This window comes from Candidatus Palauibacter soopunensis (genome assembly GCF_947581735.1).
GTDB lineage: Bacteria > Gemmatimonadota > Gemmatimonadetes > Palauibacterales > Palauibacteraceae > Palauibacter > Palauibacter soopunensis.
On the sequence record NZ_CANPVT010000022.1, the window covers coordinates 40,308 to 62,245 of the forward strand.

Annotated in this window: 15 protein-coding genes; 6 read left to right on the forward strand and 9 right to left on the reverse strand. The window is 67.1% G+C overall.

The features are described from left to right. The first annotated feature begins 3 nt into the window (after window positions 1-3). Window positions 4-972: an aldo/keto reductase gene (locus RN901_RS06805; RefSeq protein WP_310757278.1), complete on the forward strand. Its 969-nt coding sequence runs from the start codon at window positions 4-6 to the stop codon at window positions 970-972. A gap of 36 nt (window positions 973-1,008) precedes the next feature. Here the strand turns inward: RN901_RS06805 and RN901_RS06810 are convergent, their stop codons facing one another. From RN901_RS06810 to mobC, 6 genes are all read right to left on the reverse strand, one after another. Beyond that, window positions 1,009-2,154 (reverse strand): N(4)-(beta-N-acetylglucosaminyl)-L-asparaginase, encoded by a 1,146-nt coding sequence (locus RN901_RS06810; RefSeq protein ID WP_310757280.1) that lies wholly within the window; start codon window positions 2,152-2,154, stop codon window positions 1,009-1,011. A 762-nt stretch (window positions 2,155-2,916) separates the two neighbouring features. Further along, entirely contained in the window at window positions 2,917-7,077 is a 4,161-nt protein-coding gene (locus tag RN901_RS06815; protein ID WP_310757282.1) for an Ig-like domain-containing protein, read from the reverse strand. A gap of 258 nt (window positions 7,078-7,335) precedes the next feature. Beyond that, window positions 7,336-8,850, reverse strand: a complete 1,515-nt coding sequence (locus RN901_RS06820) for an FAD-binding protein (protein ID WP_310757284.1) — start codon at window positions 8,848-8,850, stop codon at window positions 7,336-7,338. 505 nt (window positions 8,851-9,355) lie between these two features. Then, window positions 9,356-10,225, reverse strand: coding sequence for a hypothetical protein (locus RN901_RS06825; protein ID WP_310757286.1), 870 nt, complete (start codon window positions 10,223-10,225; stop codon window positions 9,356-9,358). 105 nt (window positions 10,226-10,330) lie between these two features. Further along, complete coding sequence (locus RN901_RS06830; RefSeq protein ID WP_310757287.1) at window positions 10,331-11,521, reverse strand: relaxase/mobilization nuclease domain-containing protein; 1,191 nt, start codon at window positions 11,519-11,521, stop codon at window positions 10,331-10,333. Beyond that, window positions 11,518-11,862, reverse strand: a complete 345-nt coding sequence (gene mobC / locus RN901_RS06835) for a plasmid mobilization relaxosome protein MobC (protein WP_310757289.1) — start codon at window positions 11,860-11,862, stop codon at window positions 11,518-11,520. The genes RN901_RS06830 and mobC overlap by 4 nt, the downstream gene beginning before the upstream one ends. 591 nt (window positions 11,863-12,453) lie before the next feature. Here mobC and RN901_RS06840 point away from each other — a divergent pair. The 5 genes from RN901_RS06840 (at window position 12,454) to RN901_RS06860 (ending at window position 17,172) form a co-directional block, all read left to right on the forward strand. Next, complete coding sequence (locus RN901_RS06840) at window positions 12,454-13,653, forward strand: AAA family ATPase (RefSeq protein WP_310757291.1); 1,200 nt, start codon at window positions 12,454-12,456, stop codon at window positions 13,651-13,653. Further along, a complete protein-coding gene (locus tag RN901_RS06845) occupies window positions 13,650-14,264 on the forward strand; it encodes a DUF4276 family protein (RefSeq protein ID WP_310757293.1) in 615 nt (204 codons plus the stop codon). Before RN901_RS06840 ends, RN901_RS06845 begins: the two co-directional genes overlap by 4 nt. A gap of 244 nt (window positions 14,265-14,508) precedes the next feature. Continuing rightward, the gene (locus RN901_RS06850; protein WP_310757295.1) at window positions 14,509-15,672 is read left to right on the forward strand and encodes a tyrosine-type recombinase/integrase; all 1,164 of its coding nucleotides are present in this window, start codon (window positions 14,509-14,511) and stop codon (window positions 15,670-15,672) included. A gap of 165 nt (window positions 15,673-15,837) precedes the next feature. Next, window positions 15,838-16,641 carry a 4-hydroxy-tetrahydrodipicolinate reductase gene (gene dapB, locus RN901_RS06855; RefSeq protein WP_310757298.1) on the forward strand — a complete coding sequence of 268 codons (804 nt, stop codon included), beginning with the start codon at window positions 15,838-15,840 and terminating at the stop codon, window positions 16,639-16,641. Window positions 16,642-16,920: 279 nt separating this feature from the next. After that, entirely contained in the window at window positions 16,921-17,172 is a 252-nt protein-coding gene (locus RN901_RS06860) for a hypothetical protein (protein ID WP_310757300.1), read from the forward strand. A gap of 36 nt (window positions 17,173-17,208) precedes the next feature. Here the strand turns inward: RN901_RS06860 and RN901_RS06865 are convergent, their stop codons facing one another. Genes RN901_RS06865 through RN901_RS06875 form a run of 3 tightly spaced genes read right to left on the reverse strand, consistent with a single transcriptional unit; the run spans window position 17,209 to window position 21,806 of the window. After that, entirely contained in the window at window positions 17,209-18,234 is a 1,026-nt protein-coding gene (locus RN901_RS06865) for a hypothetical protein (protein WP_310757302.1), read from the reverse strand. Between the two features lie 24 nt (window positions 18,235-18,258). Beyond that, on the reverse strand, window positions 18,259-20,226 hold the full coding sequence (locus RN901_RS06870) for a CocE/NonD family hydrolase (protein ID WP_310757304.1): 1,968 nt from the start codon (window positions 20,224-20,226) through the stop codon (window positions 18,259-18,261). After that, complete coding sequence (locus RN901_RS06875) at window positions 20,223-21,806, reverse strand: serine hydrolase domain-containing protein (protein ID WP_310757306.1); 1,584 nt, start codon at window positions 21,804-21,806, stop codon at window positions 20,223-20,225. Before RN901_RS06875 ends, RN901_RS06870 begins: the two co-directional genes overlap by 4 nt. Window positions 21,807-21,938: the final 132 nt, after the last annotated feature.

The window sequence follows — 21,938 nt, forward strand, 5'->3', positions numbered from 1 at the left end:
ATCGTGGAGAGACGAAAACTCGCCCATACCGACCTCGAAGTGTCCCGCGCCTGCATGGGCACGATGACGTTCGGGTCGCAGACCGATGTCGATACGGCCGCGGCGATGGTGGACATGTGCTTCGAGCGCGGCATCGACTTCTTCGACACCGCAAACGTCTACAACCAGGGCCTGTCGGAGGAGATCCTGGGAGAGGTCCTCGGGGACCGGCGCACGGCGATCATCCTTGCGAGCAAGGTCTGCAACCCCATGGGGGACCCCGTCGAGTACCGAGGCCTTTCGCGCGACGCGATCCGCCGCGGAATCGAGGATTCGCTGCGGCGGCTCCGGACGGACTATCTCGACATCTATTATCTGCATCTGCCGGACTATGAGACGCCCATAGAGGAGAGTCTCGCCACGCTGGAGGAGCTTCGCGTCGAGGGACTCATCCACTATCCGGCGACGTCCAACTACAGCGCGTGGCAGATGTGCGAGATGCTCTCCATCTGCGAGCGCGAGGGGTGGGCGAAGCCGTGGATCGCGCAGCCCATGTACAATCTCGCGGCGCGCGGGATCGAGCAGGAGTACCTCGCCTTCACGGATCGCTGCGGGATCTCGAACGTCGTCTACAATCCGCTCGCCGGAGGACTGCTGACCGGGAAGCAGCGGCCGGAAGCGCCGCTGCCGGGGACGCGCTTCGATGGCAACCGCATGTACCTGGACCGCTTCTGGCACGACGAGTACTTCCGCGCCGTGGCCGAGGTCGAGACCATCGCCGGGGAGGCGAACCTGACGCCGGTGCAGCTCGCGCTGGGGTGGCTACGGGCGCAGGAGGGCGCGGACTGCATCATCGTCGGCGCCTCCCGCATCGAGCACCTCGAGGAGAACCTCGGCGCCTTCGACACACCGTCGCTCGACGGCGACGTGCTGGCCGCCTGCGACGGCGTGTGGGCGCGGCTGCGCGGACCGACGCCCGCCTACAACCGCTGAGTCCCGAGTGCGGCGCGAACCACCCTCGGGGCGCCGTTAAGCGTCGCGGGGCGAACCCTCCAGCAAGCCCTCGAACGGGCGCTCCTCGGCGCCGTTTTCGGTGCAGACGGCGTAGTGCGTTTCCGCGGAACCGTACAGGGCGACGCCGGCCGTCTCCCCCTGCTTGTTGAGCAGGAAGAAGCGGACATCGAAGCTCGGCAGGCCGCGCGCGTTGAGGAGTCTCGACTCGACGGTGTTCGACTGGATCCGCTCCAGCGTGGCCATGCCCGCGTCGAGCGGGCTCATCCCCTGGCGCATGAACTCGACGGCGAGGAAGGACGAGAGGTTGTAGAGGTTCGCCTCGCCCCGGCCCGTCGAGCCGACAGCGCCCACATCGTTGTCCACGTACAGGCCGGCGCCGAGGATCGGGGAGTCTCCGGTGCGGCCGGGGATCTTCCACGAGAGGCCGCTCGTCGTGGTGACGCCGCAGATGTCCCCGTCCGCGTTCACCGCGTTGCAGTTCGTCGTCCCCCAGAAGGAATGGGCGGGGATCAGGCCGTCGTCGACCATCGAGAGCCCGGCTTCGAGCCGCTTGCGGGGGTCGAGCCAGTGGCCGGGGTCGATTCGCCGGCGCCATTCGAGCCACAGGGCGCGCGATGCCTCCGTGTTGAGGTCGTCCTCGATCTCGAACCCGAGCTGGCGGGCGAACGCCTGCGCGCCGGCCCCGACCAGCAGGTGGTGGTCGGTGAGTTCGGCCACCGCCTTCGCGACGAGCGACGGCGTGCGGACGCCCTCCAGCGCCGCGACGCCGCCGGCCCAGCGCCGGGGTCCGTGCATGCAGCAGGCATCGAGCTGGACGACGCCGTCCGCGTTGGGCAGCCCGCCGTAGCCGATCCCCATCTCCGTCGGGTCGTTCTCCGGGATGTTCACGCCCGCCATGAGGGCGTCGAGCACGTCCTCGCCCTCGACGATGCCGCGGAAGGCGCGTTCCACCGAGCTTTCGGGTCCGCCGTTGTTGAAGCGGATCCCGCTGAGGTCGGAGACGACGATGGGCCGGGCGTCCCGTGAGCGGCGAACAGCGGGAGCCCCCGGACGATCGGAGGCTCGCGACGTGCGACGATCGGCGGCCAGGGCGCCGGGCGTGGCGGCCGCGGCCAGGCCGGCGGCGGAAGTTCGAACGAAGTCTCTCCGATCCATGCTCATGGTCGTTTTCCTCGGGCCGGGGTTCGTGGACCGGCAACATACCATCCTCGCAGGTTACGTTCCCGCGGGAACGGCGGAATGGTAAGGGCCTGAATCCCGACAGGAAATCGGCTAACTGATTACAGGGCTGCACGATCTGCGTTTCCTGCTGTTGCACTGGACCTTGCTGGACCGTGCCGCGATAGCGGGAGAAACGGACCTGAATGGCGGGACTCCCGCGCCGATCCCACCTCCTCACCGATGGTCCCGGAAGCCGACCTCACCCTCACACCAAGAAGCCGGATCATCCGGTCGTGGACTGCAACTCGCGTATGGAGGCCAAGGCGGTCCACGATTCCCCGAGTCGTGTGCTGAACACCCCGCGGCTGGCGAGGGCTCCACCCCTGCGACCCCAAGAAAAGCCTCGCGATGATCGCGGACGACGCGTTCGCCGCGATGCCCGGTCGTCCGTTCGCCGACCGCTGCCGGACCGTCGGCGGGGCGACCGGCGACGAGGTCCCGGCGGCGGTCCTCGTCCTACGCCGCACCAATGCGGCGAAGGAAACCCCGGCGGTAGCAGGGAGGCGGAGCATCCCCCTGCCGGCCCGCCACGTCCAACGTGGCGTCGGCGGATTGCCAAGGGGTCGAATCACGGCAGGAAATCGCCCAACTACATACAGTACCGCGAGAACGGGAAGACCGGAATGGATTGGCGGGAGTCCCCCCCGACCCCGGACGTTCTCCTAGGGCGCCGAAAGACACGCCGGTTCCCGCTCGGAGGACTTACCGGCGCCAAGCGGCGGCGGACGGGATTCCGCGACTGAATAGCGTCTCGACGCCCGGTTGCCCGTCGGCACTCGCCGCCGCGGCCATGGCGGCGGCAGGCTCTTCTCGCAGGAAGCCCCGGATTCGTCCGGTCCGGACATCGCGGAGGATCGTCATGGGCAGATCACTGTCGCCGTCCAGGGTGAACGAGCCGCCGGGGCCGGCGAGCCTGATCGAGGCAAGGTCCCCAGCCCAACCGGGCCGGACCGGGAGCGCGAAAACGAAGCCGGAACTCCCATCGCCGTCTGCCGTCTCGGGCATTGCGAAGCTCAGCGAGAAGAGTTGGACGCCCGCGGCGGAGTGTCCGGTGATCGTGTATTCGCCGGCGGAGTCCGGCAGTGCCGGCGGGGCGTCCACGACGAACGCGGGGCTCAGGTGAGGTTCGCCATCGGTGTTGCTGCCGCCCCACAGCAGGAGCGCACGGGACGGGCGCGCGCCCATCGCCGCCGCGCCGTTGTTGGCGAGACGGAAGTGGAGCGCCTTGGCGAAGAAATAGTCCGCAATCCCTTCGTTGTCGCAGTAGCCCATGATGTCTTCGGCGGTGGGCGGCACCAATCGGCCTGTCGCGAAGTCGTACCCCCAGACCCCGATGGTGCCGTCGGGCGTGGGATACGCGGGGTCCGGGTTGCCCGCCCCGCCGCACGGCGCGTGCGGCAGGCTCATCGCGTGACCGAATTCGTGCGCGATAACGTAGGCGTAGCGCGGATCAGCGGGCGAAACAATTTGATGATTCCCCCCAATAGCGGGGCCGTTCCAACCACCTGACAATGTGCCCCAGTAGTATCCGGTCCCGCCCTCCATGACCTGGATCACGGAAGTCTGCGCGAAGAGTTCGTACGCGTGGTTGCTCGAGGTCCACACGGGCTCGTGCGCCCTCACTGCCAGCCCGCCCACGGGGAGCAACCTGCGGGTCGGCGCGAGCGACTCGTGGCCCTCCGGGTCCGCCTCAAGGTCGGCTGCGATTTCGATGATTGACGAATCCGGTTCTTCGGTCCACAGAAACGGAATCACCGTCACGTCGAAAAGGGGCATATCGCGGACATCTACAGCTAGGCGGCCCGTATCGGGAATGCGTTTCGCGACACCCAAATCTGGATCGACCGTCCCTTCCGGATCCACGTCGATCACCATCTCGAGCCCCGGGCGAATCACCGTCGCGGGGATCACCGCGTTCACCGACGCCGAGAGACTGCTTTCGTCGATTCCGGTCGGGATCGGATCGGACTTGCTGGGGATGCTCTCCACATGCGTCTCCTCACCATCGACGAAGAAGCGGGCGCGCACTGCCGGAATGCCCTCGCCGCTGGCCTGGTTGGCCGTCGGGAATACGCGCAGAAGCGCCTCCTCGCCGGCGATCAGCGGCACGGGGAACTCCCGCGACTGGACGGCTTGGACGAGGTACGCCACCCCAGGTTCGCCATCGCAGAGAGCTACCCGCCGATTCGGCACACCTTCCAGCCATTGACGGAAGTCCGCGTCGGGCGGGGCGCACAGATCGGTGCCTCCGGTCTGCAACGTCTCGAGGGTCGCGAGGTTCGTCAGGCTGGCCGGAAGGGGTCCGACCATTCCGGCATTGGTCTGCACGGCAAGATCCCGAAGGTCCGTCAGGCCGCCGAACGTTGCGGGCACAGGGCCCGTCAGGTCATTGTCGCCGAGGTACAAACCCATAAGGTTGCCGAGCTCGCCGAGGCGGGACGGGATGGAATCCGTCAGACGATTCGCCGCGAGGGTCAGATACCGGAGGTTCGCGAGGTTGCCTAGTTCAGGCGGCACCGGACCCGACAGGCCGTTCCGAGAGAAATCCAGCGAGAGCAAACTGGCGAGCTCGGCCAGTTCGGGCGGAATGACGCCCGTAAGGCTGTTCGCGCCAAGGTCCAGAATCCGAAGGTCGGCGAGGTTGCCGAGCTCCGACGGAATGCGTCCCGTCAAGCCGTTTTCGTTGAGCCACAACCACCGCAGATTGGCGAGGCTGCCGAGTTCGGGGGGAATGGCCCCCGTCAGGTCGTTCTCCCCGAGATCCAGCGTGTGAAGTTCCGCGAGGTCGGCGACTGTCGGAGGGATCGGACCCGTCAGGCCGTTCCGGTAGAGATCCAGCGTCTCCAGACTGGCGAGTTCGCCCAGTTCCGCCGGGATCCGACCTCTCAAGCCGTTCGCAGAGAGGCTCACGTAGACAACCCTGTCTTGGCCGTCAACTTCGACGCCGTGCCATTCTCCGAGCGGTGCGTCCGATAGCCAGTTTCGCCTATTGGCCCAGTCCGGTCCGCCGGTCGCCTCGTACAATGCCTCGAGGACTTCACGGTCGGATAACAACCCGCACTCCGTGCCCGTGCCTTCGTGGGAGGAAACGGTGTTCAGCCAGTCGCGGAAGGATGTCCCCGCCGGGGAACAGAGACCCGTTGCCGCGTAGTGAAGCGTTGTGAGCGAAAGGCCAGCTAGGGACAGCGGTAGCCGCCCAGAAAGGTCGGGGTTGTCGGAGATCCGCAGTTCAGTCATGTGGGCCAAGTTGCCCAGAGTTAGTGGCAGCTGCCCAGCCAGCCCGTTGCCGGTCAGGTCGAGTATCATCACCCGACCGAGCGAATCGGCCCGGACCCCGTGCCACTCGTCCAAGGCCGGGCCGCTGACCCACCGATCGGCATTCGTCCAGCCGGAACCGCCCGCTCGCTCGAACAATGACTCCAGCACCCTCCAATCGGACTCGTTGCAGAGAGTGCCCGACCCATCCTGGTTTTCGATGCCCTCCAGCCATGCGACAAATGCGGAAGTGCCGGGCACGCAAAGACCTTCGTTCTCACGATTGTAGAAGTGCTGAAGATTGTCGAGTTGCAGAAAGCTCTGCGGGATCGCACCTTCCAACTTGTTCCAACTCAGACTAAGATGCCAAAGGTTGACCAAGCCGCCGAGTTCGGACGGGACCGGTCCCGTCAGATGGTTGTCGCTCAGGTCCAGCCACCGCAGCGCGCCGAGTTTGCCCAGCGCGACCGGGATCGGCCCCTCGAATTCGTTGCGGGCGAGATCCAGCACGTCCAGATAGCCGAAGTCGCCGATCAGCGGCGGGATTTCACCCTCGAAGCGATTGTTGCTAAGATCCAGGTGCACAACGATCGGCAGCCGGCCCAGTTCCGGTGGGACGGCCCCGGTAAGTTCGTTTAGCGACAGCACGAGCGACTGGAGCCGGTCGAGATCGCCGAGTTCCGGGGGCAACGGTCCCCGGAGCCCGTTGAAGTCGAGGCGGAGGTCCGTCACCCGCCCCTCCGCATCCACGCCCACGCCGTACCACGTGTCGAGCGGCCGCCCGGTCAGCCAGTTGTCGTCGTGCGTCCAGCCCTCGCCCCCCGTCGCGTCGTAGAGCGCCACTAGTGCCGCCCGGTCGGGGTTCTCCACGGTGACTTCGGCGGTTCCCAAGGCATCGCCCGAGGTCGCGTTGATCGTGGCCGTGCCCTCCGAGACGCCGCGCACAAGCCCCCAGTCCGTCACCGTCGCCACGGAACCGTCGCTCGACATCCAGTCGAACACTGCACCGGCAACCGCATGCCCGTTCTCGTCGAACGCTTCCGCCACCAGCCGCAGCGTGTCGCCGGGCCCGACCGTGGCCGCGGACGGCGTAACCGCCACCGAGCTCGCCGACTGCATCACCGTCACCGCCGCTTCGCCCGATGCGTCGCCAGCCGTCGCGGCGACCGTCGTCGTCCCTCCGCCCACCGCCGTCACCAATCCGACCGAATCCACCGCCGCGACGACCGTGTCCGCGCTCGACCAGGAGACCGGCACGCCGTCCATTGCACGACCGGCCTGATCGCGCACCTCCGCTGAAAGTTGCGCGGTCTGTCCCAGCGCGGTCAGCGCCGCCGTGTCGGGGGCGACCGCGACGGTCGTCGGGGCCGGATCCACGACCGTGAGCGCCGCGCTCCCAGTCACCCCGGACGACGTGGCGGTGATCTCGACCTCCCCGGCCGCCACTCCGGTGACCAGCCCCGACGCGTCCACCGTCGCGACCGCCCCGTTCCCGCTCGACCATGCGACCGCCGCGCCCGCCATCGGCCGGCCGTTCTGGTCCAGCACCGCGGCGGTGAGCCGCAGCGTGTCCCCAAACGCTACCAGCGAGGCGGTCGCGGGCGTCACCGTGAGTGTGGTCGCTCGGGGTGGATCAGGCCGGGGAGGTGGGCGGGCCGGCTCGGTGGAGCCGTCCCCGCAGGACAGCGTCGCGGCGAAGGCCAGAACACCCAAACGGCCGAGCCACGCCGGCCGTGAGCCGCCGCTACGGGGAGAAGAGGCCGCCATGATTCGCATGTCTATTCTGCTTCAGGGATGTCAGTCTCCGGTACGGACTAGCCTCCGTCAGGGGCCGGATGGGAGGACACGGCCCTTCCGTGGCCTGCGTTACACCAAAATGTGCCGAACTGTGTCGTTTAGGAATGCGTTGCGCCCCTCGCTTTCAAGCAGCTCCTGCCGGGACGAGATCCAGGATTCCACACGGGCGTCGCCGTAAGCGATCCGGAATTGATCGGCGGTGAGCTCGTGCTGTTTTCCCCAGTGGAACCTGTGCGGGATCTCCTTCGATCTCAGGGCATTCCATGCTTGTTTGTGCATGTCGCGCACGCGCTCGCTATCGGGTCCATCAATCTCCACGATTGCTGTGCGGTCGTCGAAGCTGGTGAATCCAAGAGTCGCGAGGGTGGATTTGACATATCGGATCCCGATGAGCGCCGGCGCCTCGGTGGCTCCGTGGGTTTCGAGAAACAGATCGATCACCTTATTGACCTCTGACAGGGGAATCCCGACTGCGCTTGAGGCGGCGCGCCCTCGCGTCGTCGTGTCGCGGAAGATCTGACCGGGAGTGCCCGCCACGTTCTCGATGTTGTGCAGCTCCGAGTCGAGGATGCGCCGCATGAGGAAGGGTGCGACATCGAAGCGATCCGTAAGGACGGCGATCAAGCCGAGCGCGTCGTCACCCGGCGTGACTCCGGACGGCGGATCCGGGAGACGGGAGCCCGGTGGCATCGTTCGGTGGCGATACATCGCCGTCATGTATACCTGATCGGGGTCGAACGGGTTGATGACCGCGCTCAGGTGATGGGGCCGAACGCCCGGCTCGGCCCCCGGCGCTTTGAAGGCGGTGAAATCGAGATCCTCCATGAACCGCCGAAGACCGGGCGTTCGCTTGAGCTTCGTGCGGAACATATTCAGAAAAAACCGGTCGTCGGCCTGGATGACAACGCCGTGAATGATGCCGCAACTCCCGAAGCTCACCAGCGCGGCGTGGAAGAGGTCGTCGTCGCGGATCACCTCCGCTTCGAGTCGGTTCGGGAGTCGGCTGTTGCGCACCACAGGGTTCGAAGCCGGCTCCAGCCACACGTGTCGCGCTGGACTCACGACGAGGTGGATCGCCTTCACGAACTCGGGGATCGCACCAAAATCGATGGCCGATCCGTGCGTGCCGGTCGAGAGCGCCCCCGCGATCGTCTGACCGTTGCTGGCCCCACTGGTCGGGAGTGACTTCCCCCGGTCAAACAGATACCAGTTAAGTTCGGCGATCGAGTTGCCCGCCTGCACGAAGTAGAGGTTGTCCCGCTTCCCCTCATAGCCGGCCATCACCGCGCTCTCAGGGATCGAGAACTTGTAGTTGAGCGGTTTGGTGTTAAGCAACGTGCCATTGGTCGCGGCAACAGGCGAAAACGACCACGCACCGCCGAGGGCTCGGATCTCTTCGCCCGCGTCGACGGACTCGCCGATCAGCAATTGAAGCGTCCGCGTCGTGCGATTGTACCCCGGCAGCGTGTGACGATCAGGCTGGGCGTTCCAGACATCAACGATCCGTCGGACTTCCTGGCTAACGTTACCGTGCCAGTTCCGGAACTTGTTTAGACCGGTGTCGTGGGCGCGGGGCGCTCTCATGACGAGGGCTCCAACCACGGCGAGCCTGCGTCAAGCGTATGCATCCGGTCGTTTCCTCCGGGGATCACACCTGAACCTCCGGGTTTGGCGCACGTCCATTCGACTACAGCGGGCGAGAAGCTCCCGAGCGAGATCACGGTAACCAACGCGTGAACGAAGTTTCGCCGCACCGTCACCTCGTGAAGGGGCTGTCCGTTGCAGTTGTCTATCTGTGGCGATTCCTGCACGATCCCCCACCACTTTGCCCACACCACCTCGCGTTGCGGATCCGTCGCAGCGCCACGGCTGCCGCCCACAGCCTCCGGACCGGAGGGTTGAGCTGCGGTCGATCGATAGTTGTAGCAAGCCCCGGTAAGCAGAACCAAAACGATCACGGCGAAGCGACGAAAGGCGGATCCTCTCAAGAGGGCCCGGGCGGTAGATGGTGCGACCGAATTGCCGGAGAAGTACTCGTTCGTGTTCATCTTCCCACCGTCCTTTCGAGGTAGGGGTGTGCCTGCGACGCTCACCTTGGCCCGTCACCTCTGGAGTTCGATGTCCACAGGCCCGCTCCGTCCAGCGTCAGATACACCTGCGCGAACCCGAAAGCCGCTTGCGGTGGGCTGTCCGGCTCGTTGTGGACCGCCCGGGACACGAAGACGAGGAAGTGGTCGCCCTCATGCTCGAAGACTTGGAAGCTCTTGCTCCGAAGCGAGCCCTCGTTGACGACGGCAGCGCCATCGGCGCTCAGGACGGAGAAGGCGTTGTAGCTGTCGCCGAAATTGTCAGCGCGAATCCGGTACGGGTACGGAGGATACAGTTCGGCCTCCATGCCTGTTTGTAGGTCGTCAGTATACCGCAGCCCTCGCCCCTCCAACATTCCGATCCCGTCAAAGAACCCCAGCGAGCCGAAGGACGGGAAACCGATCCTTGCCAAATCGCGCCCTCCCGCCGTGACTCGAACCGTGCCGGCGTCGTGTCGTATCCCCCACACCGCATCCCGCAGGAACATCGACGGGTCCGGGCTTCGCCCCGGCTCACCGCCGATTCTGAGGTCCACCGGAACACCGCTCCGGTCGATCGCGATCCACTCCCCGAGCGCCGGCTGTATCGGTGGATTACGGGCGACAAGCTGGCCGTTGATGTACCACATCCCAGCCGCGAACACGGCGACGCTCCCCCCGGCCCGGAACGACGCGACGACGAAGCGGCTGCCCTCGACGCCACCCAGGAAGCGATAAAGACAGGCCGTGACAACCAGACACACGCAAACCGCCGTGATCACCGGCGGCTGATTGAGCGCCACCGTCACGGCCGCGCCCGCGGTGAAAACCACGATCATACCTATGAGGATCCTCGTTTCGTGGTCCACGTTCCATTCCTCCGTCAGGGTCAACGCTCGCCTCCGCAAGGGGACGGCGGGCCGGACTACCTCCAACATGAGTCGCCGACGCACTGGCGTGTCAAGCACAGGTTGCGTGGTGACGCCAACATCCGGGGGTTACCGCTCGACCGCTCTCCCGCCCCGGTCCGGGCCTCGGGGCCAGGACGGATGCGGCACAATGCGGGTGATGCTCGGGCTGCGGGCCCGCCCCCACGTCCCTTCGCGCTCCTTGGTCTCCCGCGCCCACCGCTCCGCGTCCCGCAGCCCCCTTCGGTAGTTCTCTCGCACCTTACGCTCGATCTCCCGTGCGCTCTCGCCGTGTGCCTTGCCCAGCGCGGCCCGCTCGCCCTTGTGGTATCGGTCCAAGTCCTCGCGCCATCCCTCGACCAGGTCCTCCCGGCCCCGGACCGCCCCGACCAGCTCCCGCAACGAGCGCTCGATCCGCCAAATCCGGAGCCGACCGCGCAGGGTGCGGCTCTCCCGGTCGAGCCTCAGCCGCATCTCCTCCTGCCGCTTGTGCAGGTCGGCCCACTCCCTCCGCGCCCGGCTCTCGAGCCGCCAGAACCCCAGCCAGCGCCCGTCCTCGACCTTCTCCCAAGCCTGCGCCTCGGCACGCCGCCAAGCCTCCATGTCGACCCGCTCCTCGTCGGCCGGCCCCCTCGACCGCCTCGCCCTTACGGGCAGCATTCCCTCCCTCCGAAAGCGCGCCCAGTGAAGCGGCCGGTCCCATATGGGGCGAAGCACCTCTTGGCCCGCCCGCCGCCGCTCGTTGTTCTTGACCCGCCTCTCGACCCGGATTCGGCCCTGTTCCCGCTCGTAGCCTTCGGCCCAGCGCGACAGTCGGAGCTTGCTGTTGCCCAGCTTCGCCGCCTTCCCGGTCTCAGGATCGACGCGGTTGGCGATCACGTGGACATGCGGGTGCCGCGTGTCCTCGTGCGCGACGATCAGCGCCTCGTGGCCCTCCAGCCCCAGCGCCTCCAGACTCTCGTCCACCGCCCGGCTCATCTCCCCCTTGCCGGGCGTCTCGTCCCGAGCCCAGCTGAGCGAGTAGTGCAGGACCGGCTTCGCCAGCTTCCGGCCTCCCGGCGATCCGCCCGCCAGCCGCTTGAGGTCGGGGGCCGCCCTGGCGGTCGCGGCCATCAGCCGCGCGGCCCGCTCCGGCCGGAACGTCGCGAGGTTCCGGGTGTCGGCCCACCCGACCCGCTCCGATGTCCTCGGGCGGCGGTCGTCCGGCTCCGGCGCGTCGTGGAGGCAGTACGCCGCGACCCCGGCGAACGAGCGTCCCAATCCGTTGATCTTCGGGATCACCGGTCCAGCGCCTCCCCGCTCAGGAGACCCGCCGCGAGCTCGCCCACCCGCTCGACCGCCTCCAGCGTACCGGAAGGAGCGGAAGCCCCGGAGTTCAGGGCGCGGGCGATCTGGTTTAGATTGACGCCGATCCGGTGGAGTTCGACCCGCTCCGCCGCGCCGAGACGGAGAACGACCGCCTCGCGGACCGGCTGCCCCAGCGCCCTGCGGCGCATGTAGCCGCCCGTCGTCATGCGGGCCGCTCCGGCCCGCTCGGCGATCTCCGCGGCCTCCGCGGTGTTGACGCGCACGCCGATCGTGCGGCTGCGAAGTTCGGCCTCGGGCTTCCGGGGACGGACCAAATCGGGCGGCCTCCTTGCGGCGCGCGAAGATGTCGTTGCGGGGGTTCGGGGGGTGTCCCCCGGCCAGAGGTTTTCGTGAAGCGAAAACACATCTCGCTCCCCGGAGACCCGCAAACTGCGGGCCAACGAGCGGCGACCCGTCGCTCACCAACCGGGGCGGTGACGCCAGCTGCCCCGGGAGCCATGATCGCGCCCTCGGCGCGCGAGCCGACGCGTGGAATCCCGGGTCGTCGGAATCGCCGTGACGTAGAGTCAGGCGACCGTTTCGGGCGGTGTCAACAACCGCCGAAACGGCGGTGTCCGCCGGGTTCCAGAGCCGTCCCAAGGCCAAATCGGCCTCCGCCGGCGGCGCAGGCGGCTGGCGGAATCACCCTCTCCACGGCGATCTTTCGTTCGCGCAGATCGTGCGGTCCATCACGAGAGGAATCGAATGATGGCACGCACGGAACGAAGCCGGCGCTCCTGCCCCTCGTCACCCTGCGTCGCGGCACACTCGATGATGAAGCCGCGGTCCAGAAGTGGGTCGAGGAACACGAACGCAAGCTCACGGACGCGGTTCGCAACGGACCGGTGATCGCACAGCGAAGAAAGGTGATCCGAGACATGATGGATCTTGCGATACGTGAACTCCGGCTTGCTGGATTGCTGTCGTTCGCGCCGGGATCGGATCCCTTTCGGCTAGAGAGGCTGAACGTCCTCATTGGCCCCAACGGATCGGGCAAGTCCAATCTCCTTGAGGCGTTATCGCTGCTCTCGGCGACACCAAGCGACTTGGCATCCGTCGTGAGAAGGGGAGGAGGCGCGGAGGCGTGGCTTTGGAAAGGCCAGCCGGCGGCCAAGGCTGCCGAGATCGAGGCCGTGCTCGGTAACGGGACCCCGTGGGGCCATCCGTTGCGATACCGCTTGAGTTTTTCCCACGCTCGCAATCGACTGGAACTGGTCGACGAAGCGATTGAGGAGCTGGAGCCGACCGCAGGACATGACGATGTGTTCTTCTTTTATCGGTTCCAAGGCGGCTCCCCTGCCATCAATGTTCGCACGGAGAACGGCGAAGGAAGTAAGCGTTATCTCCAGCGCGAGAGCTTGCTTTCGGACCAATCTGTCCTCGCGCAACGCAAAGATCCGGATCTCTACCCCGAGGTCACGAAGACCGGGCAAACTTTTGGCGCGTTCCGAACGTTCCGCTCCTGGACCTTCGGCCGCCATACGCCGCTTCGGCAGCCACAGCCGGCCGACCTTCCGGAGGACCAACTTCTGCCGGACAGCAGCAATCTCGCTCTAGTTCTGAACCAGATCGAACACGCCGGTGATGCCCGCGTGAACGATCTTCTCAAGCGGTTCTTTCCTCGCTTCAGGCGGTTATCCACGCGCGTATCAGGGGGCACGGTGCAGTTTTACCTGCACGAAGCGGACTTCGATACTCCGATTCCAGCTACGCGGCTCTCCGATGGTACGCTTCGATTCGTGGCACTGCTGGCCGCCCTCTATTCGGCCTCGCCACCACCGTTGCTGTGCATCGAGGAGCCCGAACTCGGTCTCCATCCCGACTCGGTGGCGCTGCTGGCGGATGTGCTGGCGGAGGCGTCACAGCGAACGCAACTCATCGTTACCACGCACTCCGACGCCTTGGTGTCAGCGCTCAGCGGCCAGCCCGATGCCGTAGTAGCCTGCGAACGCCCCGGCGCAGGCACGGAACTTCACCGCCTTGACCCCGAGAAGTTGGCGATTTGGCTTGACGACTATCTCCTTGGGGATTTGTGGCGAATGGGCGAACTCGGAGCGAACCCATGACGCGCATCGCCATCTACATGGAAGGCGGCGGCGATCGCTCACGAGGCCGGGACGCCATTCGGCGAGGGATGGACACGTTTCTCGCGACACTCAAACAGGCGGCGAGGGACAAGAGTCTGAAATGGAAGCTTGTCGCCTGCGGTTCGCGCGACGATGCTTATCGTGGCTTTAGAAATGCTGTTGAGACCGACCCCCAATCGGTAAACCTGCTCCTAGTCGATTCCGAGCAACCCGTCGCGAATGGACCGCGCCAACACTTGCGGGCACGCGATAGGTGGGATGTGAGTGGCACGCCGGAGTCCCGGCTGCATCTCATGGTTCAGACGATGGAGACTTGGATCATCGCGGACCCAGCGTGCCTGGCAGCGTACTACGGCCAAGGGTTCCGACCGAACAGCTTGCCGCAACGGACTGATCTTGAGGCGGAACCTAAGAGACAAGTTGCGGCGAGCTTGAGGGAGGCGACCGCGCATACGACGAAGGGGGTCTATCACAAGATTCGACACGCAAGCGATCTATTGGAGGCAATCGATCCCGACGCGGTCCGCCACCGCTGTCGGCATTGTGATCGACTCTTCAACGAGCTTGCCCGACTGATCGAGGCTGCGTGAGACGAGACGACCCCCCTCACATGTGCGCCTCTTGATCGGCAGCGAGGCTGCCACGAAACCGCGTCAAGGGTCACCGCATCCCGCCCAAAGGGCCGTGAAGCTCGGACGCAGCCGGTAGACGGTGTGTTTCCGATCCGGTTTCGGGGAGGATGCCATGCGTCCCCATACCTCCGGCTGGCGGCGACGCCCGTTGGCATGAAGTTTCAAACGCGCAGATCGTGCAGTCCATCACGAGAGGAATCGAATGATGGCACGCACGAAACGAAGCCGCCGGAGCTACGGCGCCGGCGAATGGGGCCGGAACCGGGTTAGGGTTTTCCCCGATCCAAAGACCGGCATCCTCCAGATCGAGTGGCGCGAGAACGGGCGCAGGCTCACCCGGTCGCTGGGGCACCGCGAATGGGTACGGGCGAAGAGGCAGGCGGACCAGTTCGCCGGCGGGTTTGTCGGCCCGGAGATCGGGAACAGGGTAACAACCGAACCCGAGCCGCTCACGCTGGGGACGCTCTTTGACATCTACGGTGAGGAGGTGACGCCCACCAAGGGCGAACGGGCCCGCCGGAGCGACAAGGTCGCGACGAGGATGTTCTTCCAGTTCTTCGGCGGGGACCGCGACCCGGCCACGCTATCGCAGCGCGACTGGGACCGGTTCATTCGGGAGCGGCGGGCCGGCAGGATCGGACCGAGCGGGAAGCCCGTGGGCGACCGGACGATCGAATGGGACCTCACGTTCCTGATCGCGGTCCTCAACTGGGCCGAAAGGTCCAGGGACGAGCGAGGCGACCTGCTGCTGGACAGGAACCCGCTCAAGGGCCTCAGGAAGCCCAGGGAGAAGAACCCCACCCGGGTCGTTCTCTCCGAGGCCGAGTACCAGGCGCTGCTGGGCGTGGCCCGAGGAGTCAACTGGCGGTTCCGCGTCGCGCTCGTGCTCGCGCACGAGACCGGACACCGGATCGGCGCGATCCGCCAGCTCAGGTGGTCGGATATCGACATCGAAGCCGGGGTGGTGCGGTGGCGCGCGAGGCACGAGAAGACGGGCTACGAACACACCACGCCGCTGACCGCCGAGGCGCTGGCTGCCTTGGAAGAGGCACGGCGGATGAGCCGGGGGATCGGGGACGCCCCGCTGATCCCCGCGTCGAGGGACCCGTCGGTGAGCGTAAGCCGCTCTATGGCGCGCATCTGGTGGGAGCGGGCCGAGGTGGCCGCCGGACTGGAGCCCAAGCGGGGTCGTGGTTGGCACTCGCTCAGGCGCAAGTTCGCAACCGACCTCATGGACCTGCCGCTCAAGGTCTTGTGCGAACTCGGAGGCTGGAAGAACGCGCAAACGGTGCTCAGGTGCTATCAGAGGGCCGATGAGGGACAGCTCAGGAAGGCGCTGGAGAGTCGGCGGAGGGTTCGCACCTGAGATCCCGATTAGCGGGAGTCAATCGGCGGGAATCTGGGCCCGTCGAACCCCTAAACGAAGCGGCCACAACCACATCCGGAACCCAGCGCTCCCGCGGGAACGTCGGGACAACCGCCGTGGAGCCGCTATGCGGCGGCCATGGACTCGCAATTGGACGGAGCGAAGATGAGCATTCGGGTCTGCGTGGGAGGGGCGACGGGGTGGACGGGCGAGAGCGTCGTGGCCGCCATCCTCGAATCGGACGAGTTCGAACTGACGGGCGCCGTGGCGCGGCGGGCCGCGGGACAGACAGTAGGGGACGTGCGGGGAGAGGCGGATGGTTCCCGCGTGCGGATGTCCGCCGACGTGGCGGAGGCGCTCGGCGAGCCGGCCGACGTCTACATCGACTACACGCACCCGAGCGCCGTCTACGCGAACATCATGTGCGCGATCGAAGCGGGGGTCGCCGCGGTGGTCGGGACCTCGGGGCTCACGGGCCGGGAATACGGGGAGATCGACGAGGCGGCGCGCGCGGCGGGCGTCGGAGTGATCGCCGCGGGCAACTTCTCCATCACGGCCGCGCTGCTGAAGCACTTCTCCGGGATCGCGGCGCGCCACGTACCGCACTGGGAGATCGTCGACATGGCGTCGGCCGGAAAGCCCGACGCGCCGAGCGGCACCGCCCAGGAACTGGCCGAGTTCCTGGGGACGGTCGCGACGAACGAATACGCCCGGCCGGTCGAGGACACGCTGGGCTCACGGGAGGCGCGCGGGGCCACGATCGGGGGCGCGCAGGTCCATTCGCTGCGGCTCCCGAGCTATGTCATCTCCGTGGAATCCATCTTCGGCCTTCCCGGAGAACGGCTCTCGATCCGGCACGACGCGGGGTCCAGCGCCGAACCCTACGTGGGCGGCACCCTGCTCGCCGCGAGCCTGGCGCCGGAGCGCGTGGGCCTCACGCAGGGACTCGACCGCCTGCTGTTCGAGTAGGCGCCCCGGCGAAAGTTCCACAACGGACCGCCGGAGTCGTGTGACCGTTGCCGTGTACGGGTCGTCTCAGTAGTCGTAGCGGGACATCTGCCCGAGTCCTGTCGAAGACGCGATCCCGGCAATGGAGGTTCGATGAGGCGTACTTGTCTCGTGCTCGGCTCCGTGCTTCTCCTGAGCGGTTGTTCCACTCTTTTTGTGAGCAAGCCACCGCTGGGCGATGGGCCGTTACCAACCGGAACCTGCACAACGTCGGCCTTTGCGCCTTTCGTGGATGGGACCATGGCTGTCCTGTTCGGGGTCAGCGCTCTCGATATCGCCCTGACGGATTTCGAGGACGAGGATGCCCAGGATGCCCGTCCGTACGCGGTAGGGGCGTCGCTGGTTCTGGGTGGTGCGCTCGGCTTGTCCTCGTACCGGGGGTTCAAGTGGACGAGCGAATGCCGGGCTCGCCAGTCGATGAGCGAGGAGGCCATCGCCGACTATCTCCGCACTCTGTCACGCGAGGTGGCCGTCCACGACGATATCGGATAGTCCCGCCGGCGACCCGGCGTCGGCTCGTGACTGTCGTCAGCCCGCCGGGCGGTTGGCGACGATCGCGATTCGGGAGCCGTCGGGGCTCACGGCGAGACGGGAGATGCCCTCGACGCCGAGGTCCGAGAAGTCGGCGACCTCCGTCCAGTCCGAACCCTCCGACCAGGCGAACAGGCGCGAGTCGTCACCCATGAGGATCTCCCCCTCGGGCGTCCAGGCGTAGTCCTCGCGACCGGGGATCGTAAGCGTGATCCGCTCGCTGGTTCCGGCGGCCGGGTCGAAGCGTTCGATCCACCACTCTTCGTCCGTGACCTTCCGCACGAAGGAGATCGCCTCCGTCCCCGGAATCCGGTGGATGGACCGGCCCGGACGCTCCGCCACGACGTCGATCTCGCCCGTCAGCGCGTCCCCGACCCGGAGGGTGGGCGGGCTGCCGAGGATGAACATCGCGACGACGTGTTCGTTGGCCCACGCGTGGTACCCCACGGGTTCGGCGGTCGCGAAGATCGGCCCGATCGATTCGCCGGAGAGGTCATAACGCCACAGGTATTGCTTCCCGCGGATCTCGTGGATCGCGGATAAGGCGTCCTGCCCCGGGATCTGCAGCGCCGAGAACTCGCTCGCCTCCTCCGTGGTCGTCAGTCGCTCGGAGGCGCCGGGCTCGGCCCCGGGCGCCGCCGCGAGCCGCATGATCTCCGTCTGCCGGCGGTCCAGCGCCGCCGTGTGGAGGATCGCCGACCCGTCGAGGAGGAAGCTGGGCTGGTTGTCGTACGCGTCGCGGTCGGTGGCCGGTCCCAGGTCGGCGATCGACAGCGCGCCATCCTCGCGGACGAGGGTCCCCAGCCAGATGTCGGTCGAGGGAGCGCCCGCCGCCGTCGGCGTGTAGTCCGCCGGCGCCGGCCCGATCTCCGGCATCGGCCCGTCCGGTGGCGTCGCCGGGAAGGCGCCGGCCGCTTCGGAGCCACCAACTTCAGGGTCGCCCCCGTCATCCGGCGCGCAAGCGATCGCGGCCGAGAGCACAAACGCCAGAGTCGTCGTGGTTCGCAGAGTCATTCGTGCCATCCGTTCCTCCTGGGGGCGTTTCAATCAGGGGTCTTCCGGCAGGACGCCGAGGATTACGCGTGAAGGATAATCGCCGGACCGATACACCGTCTGAGTGGCGGCCTGGTAGTCCCCCGGCAACGCGCGATACGTGTCCACGAACGTCTGCGGGTTCCGGTCGTACGCCGGGAACCACGAACTCTGGACGTGGACCATGAGCCGATGCCCGGCCTTGAACGTGTGGAATCGGTCGCGGAGGTCGATTTCGATCCTCGTCACCTCACCCGGCACCATCGGCTCCGGGTTCTCGAGGTCGTTCCGGAAGCGGCCGCGCATGATCTCGCCGGCCAGGTGCATCTGGTAGCCGCCCATCGGTACGTCGCAGTTCCCGCTCGGCGGTGCGTCCTCCGGATAGACATCGATCAGCTTCACGATCCAGTCGGAGTCCATCCCCGTCGTGGAGACGAAAATCTCGGCTCCGATCGGGCCGGCGATCGTGAGGTCCTCGGCCAGCGGTTCGGACTCGTAGACGAGGACGTCGGGACGCCCCGAGGCGAAGCGCTGGTCCTCCACCTTCCACAGGTGACCGAGCGTCGTGCGCTCCTCGACGGAAAACGGCACCGGATTGGCAGGGTCGCTCAGGTATGAGTCGGCGTGCAGGTCCACGGCCGCCTCGGCCCCCGAGTCCGCGGTCCGCGTCGGCGGTTCGAAGCCCAGCGTGCCATTCGGACCCAGGTACAGGCTCACCGGGGTGACGTCCGCCGGCGGCCAGGCGTCGTAGGCGCGCCATTCGTTCGTCCCCGTCAGGAAGACGTGGGCCTCCGTCGCGTCCCAGGCGCCCTCGTCCTTCAGGTGATACTCGAAGAAGGGGAACTGGAACTCGCGCTGGAAGTGGAGCGAGGTCTTCGTGTCGAAGGCGATGCAGCCGAGGAAGTCGCCGTCCATGCGCCGCCAGCCGCCGTGCAGCCAGGGGCCGACGACGAGCGTGTTCTCGAGGCCGGGATTCTCCGCCTCGACGGTCCGGTAGATCGACATGGGGCCGTAGAAGTCCTCGGTGTCGAACCAGCCCGCCACGTTGAGCGTCGCGGGGCGGACGTCGTCCAGGTAGCGGAGGGCGTTCTGCCGCTGCCAGAACTCGTCGTAGTTGGGGTGCTCGATGAAGTCGCGCCACGCCGGCACGTCGCCGTGGAAGTAGAGTTCGTCCACCGTGGCGGCGGACCCGGCGTTGAGGAAGAAGTCGTAGCCGGAGGTCGTGCCGTAGTCGAAGCGGGCGCCGCGCGTGTCGGTGGGACCGTCGCGGCGGCGGGCGTTCCCGGACAGCCACGAGAAGGCGTACATGATCCGGAATGCCCCGTTATGGTGCCAGTCGTCGCCGATGAACATGTCGGACGGCGAGGCCTGGGGCGACGACGCCACGAGTGCCGGGTGCGCGTCCACCATTCCCATGACCGTCTGCCAGCCGGGATAGGAGATCCCCCACTGGCCCACGCGTCCGTTGTGGTTCTCGACGTTCGCGAGCAGCCACTCGATCGCGTCCCAGTTGTCCGTGATCTCGTCTGTATCGGTGGGACCGCGCGGCTCCGGAGCGGGGGCGCGGATGACCTCGAACTCTCCTTCCGACCGGAACTGCCCGCGCACGTCCTGGAAGGCGAAAATGTAGCCGGAAAGGTCGAACTCCCGTGACGGCCCGAGCGGGTTCCGATACTCGCCGGGCTCGTAGGGGCCGATGGAATACGGCGTGCGGAAGAGGAGGATGGGATATTCGCGCGAGCGGTCCCGCGGCTCGTAGACGAGCGTGTACAGTTCGATCCCGTCCCGCATCGCGACCATGTACTCGGACTTCTCGTAGTTCGCCGCGAGATACTCGTGGTGCGCCGCCGCCTCGGCTTCCGCTTCGGTCTGAACCGCCGTGGTTTGGGCGGGAGTCGGCGGCGGCGCATCGGCCGCGTCCTGCGGCGGCCCGCACGCGACCGCGAACAGCGCGACCGCCCAGAGCATGATCCGGGACCTCATCGGCGGTGCAGTTCCGCCCAGTGCGTGAGCGCGTTCCCCAGGCGCACGTTCGGGAGCGTGATGGCCGTCACCGAGCCGTTCAGCGTGTCGCCCCGGAGCCTGAGTTCGAGGGACAGCACGTAGTCGGTGCGGTTCGCGTCCTCGGTGCCGATGTCGCCCCTGAAGCCGCCCCGCAGGTACTCGCCGTCGAAGCGGGCGTTGTTGAGCAGCGTCCACAGGTCGTCGCCGAGTTGGACGTGGGCGCGTCCCCCGTCGTCGATGGCGAGCGCCAGACGGTGCGGCCCGAGGTGGGTGTCCACCTCGCCGACCCACTCCCCGGCAAGCTCCGGCATGGGCGCGAAGTCGATCAGCGGGGCGGCACCCTCCCCGGCCTCCTCGAGGATCCCCTCGCGTTCCAGCCGGTGAGGGTCCGGCACCTCCGGCGGCGTCGGCTTCGGTACGGCGTCCGGGAACAGCGTATGCCAGAGGAGGTTCGAGATGTAGCCGGTGAGGGGCGTCGCGGAATTGGAGAGGACGACGACGGCGGCGTTCTCCTCCGGGGCGATCGCGAGTTCCGTGCGGACGCCGCCCATCCCGCCGCCGTGGCGCTGCAGCCGGAGGCCGCCCGGAAGTTCCCGCAGCGACCAGCCGATGCCGTATGCGGCGGCGGGACCGCTGCTCCCGCCCGGCTGCCGCATGCGCTCGATCGCCGCGTCGGAGATGATCCTCCGCTGATGGTCGAGGTCGTGGCCGAGGTGGAACATTCCGAAGCGGACGAGGTCGTACGCGCTGCTGAACACGGCGGAGCCGCCGGGGTGGTCGAAGTCGTAGAACGGGATCGGACTCTGGTCCGTCGCGTACCGCGTCGCCGTGAATTCCTCGAGCCCCGGGCCGATGTCGACCGAGGTCCGGGTGAGGCCCAGCGGCTGAAACACCTCGTCCCGCATAAAATCCATGTACGACTGTCCCGAGACGCGCTCGATGATGTAATCGAGGATCCCGTAGCCGAGGTTCGAGTAATTCCAGCGTTCGTCCGGCGCCGTCACGAGGTTGGCGTAGCGCCGGATCGTCTCGTCCATGTGCGGGCGGCGGTACGGTTCGTCCTCATAGAAGAACTGGTAGTGGAGGGGGAGTCCCGCCGTGTGGCTCGCCACGCGCCGCACCGTGGCGCGCGCCGCATCCCAGGCCCTCCCGTCGATCTTCGCCGGGCCCAGGTAGTCGTTGGCCGGCGCGTCGAGGTCGACGAAGCCCCGTTCCACGAGGATCATGAGGCCGGTGGCCGTGATCGGCTTCGAGATCGAGGCGAGGGAATACATCGTGTGTTCCGTGGCCGGGATCCGCCGCTCGCGGTCCGCCCATCCGAACCCCTCCTCCCACACGACCTCCCCGCCCCGCGCGACGGCGACGGCCATGGATGGCTGGTCCCAGGCCACGAGCGCGCGCCGAATCTCGTCACGGACGGACGCGAAGTCCGGGGCGGCCTGTCCGCGCACCTCGGCCGCGCCGAGGGACACCACGACAAGTGGGACGCCGATCCGCATGAGGCGGGACCGCAGCGCACGAGGCCGTATGACGCCGGGACGTGTGACGGTGGCCCTCATCCTCATCTCCTTCGGGCATGGGTGACCTCGGACGGTGGAGCGGGACGCGGGCGGGCGTCAATGGGGCCGAAGGGGGGGCTGCGGCGGGCGGACTCATTGACCGTTGGACGAAGCGGCGTCCATGATGCGTCC